Genomic DNA, 416 nt, shown 5'->3' with positions numbered 1-416 from the left:
GACCTTTACGAGACCGTCCTGGGCCAGATCCGCCGCAACTACGTCGAGCCGATCGGCGCCACCAGCCTCGTCGCCCACGGCACCGAGAGCCTGTATCTCGCCCTGTCGGACCGCAAGTTCCTCGGCCGCAACCTGCCCGGCCACAGCCTGGTCTCCGGCGGGGGCCGCGGGGGCGACGGCGGCCGGACCGACGCCGCCGTGGAGCGGTTCCGAGCGAAATTGCGGGAGGAGTTCTGGAACGCCCCGGTCCGCGAGGGCGCCGAGCGCTCCACCGTCGCCCGGGCCGCCCGGCTGGGCCGGGAGCTGTGCGGGCTGAGCGAGACCGCCGTGATCTTCGAGTACCTCGCCGGGGCGACCAACGCCCTGGACGACTACAGCGCCTTCCTGTCGCCCGACGGGCTGGCGGCGCTGTACGG

1 pseudogene is annotated in these 416 nt (G+C 73.6%); it reads left to right on the top strand.

Annotated elements, in window-relative coordinates:
• Positions 1-416: pseudogene (locus tag ACG2DA_RS23085) on the top strand (hypothetical protein); the annotation flags it as partial.

The sequence above is a fragment of the Alienimonas sp. DA493 genome, from assembly GCF_043951915.1.
Taxonomy (GTDB): Bacteria; Planctomycetota; Planctomycetia; order Planctomycetales; family Planctomycetaceae; genus Alienimonas.
The sequence above is the reverse complement of the archived record's forward strand: the minus strand, read 5'-3'. Positions and strand labels throughout refer to the sequence as shown.